The sequence below is a fragment of the Parasphingorhabdus sp. genome, assembly GCF_036964675.1.
In the GTDB taxonomy this organism is placed as follows: domain Bacteria; phylum Pseudomonadota; class Alphaproteobacteria; order Sphingomonadales; family Sphingomonadaceae; genus Parasphingorhabdus.
The window spans coordinates 1-625 of record NZ_JBALTF010000161.1 but is presented as its reverse complement, the minus strand read 5'-3'; the positions used below and the strand labels follow the sequence as shown (position 1 = coordinate 625).

At 57.3% G+C, this 625-nt stretch carries 2 protein-coding genes; both read right to left on the bottom strand.

From position 1 onward, the window contains the following. Nucleotides 1-443 (bottom strand): GNAT family N-acetyltransferase (locus tag V7665_RS13725; RefSeq protein WP_335665088.1); only part of this gene is annotated, 443 nt, incomplete at its 3' end. Nucleotides 444-451: 8 nt separating this feature from the next. Beyond that, on the bottom strand, nt 452-625 hold a 174-nt coding region (locus V7665_RS13720; RefSeq protein ID WP_335665089.1), incomplete at its 5' end, for a magnesium transporter.

Here is a 625-nt window from a genome sequence, read left to right as displayed (position 1 = left end):
CCCAGTTTTTTGGCCAGAGCGATTGACGGGCTATTTTCCGGACTGATGATGCAAACCGTCTTGGCGGGGCTGAATTTTTGATCCAGCCAGTTTTGCGCTGCCGTCATCGCTTCCCGCGCATAGCCTTTGCCGTGCCCGGCTTCCGCCAATACCCATGCCGCCTCGTGGAACGGATCGAAATCGGGACCAAGTCCGCGCCGGAAGTCGCTAAATCCGACCTCCCCCATATATTGACCGGTTGATTTCTCGATCAGCGCAAACAGGCCATATCCCATGATTTGCCAGCGCCCGAAATATCCCAGAAACCGCAACCACGCTTCGGCTTCGGTGGCGGGCTTGCCGCTGATATATTTTACTACGGCCGGATCTTGCCACATGGCGCGGCAAGCCGCAAAATCATCGGCTATATGCGGACGGAGCAACAGGCGTTCGGTTTCAATCACTGGAAGCTCTAAAGGCTGACCATTCCGCTGCCCACAGCGAGGCTGAGGAAGGCCAGAAAGCCCATGGTGTCGGTGATCATCGTGACGAAGACCGACGAGGCCAGCGCCGGATCCTGATCGAGCCGGTCGAGCATCACCGGCACGAATATGCCGGCAAAACCGGCGATCACGATATTGATCAG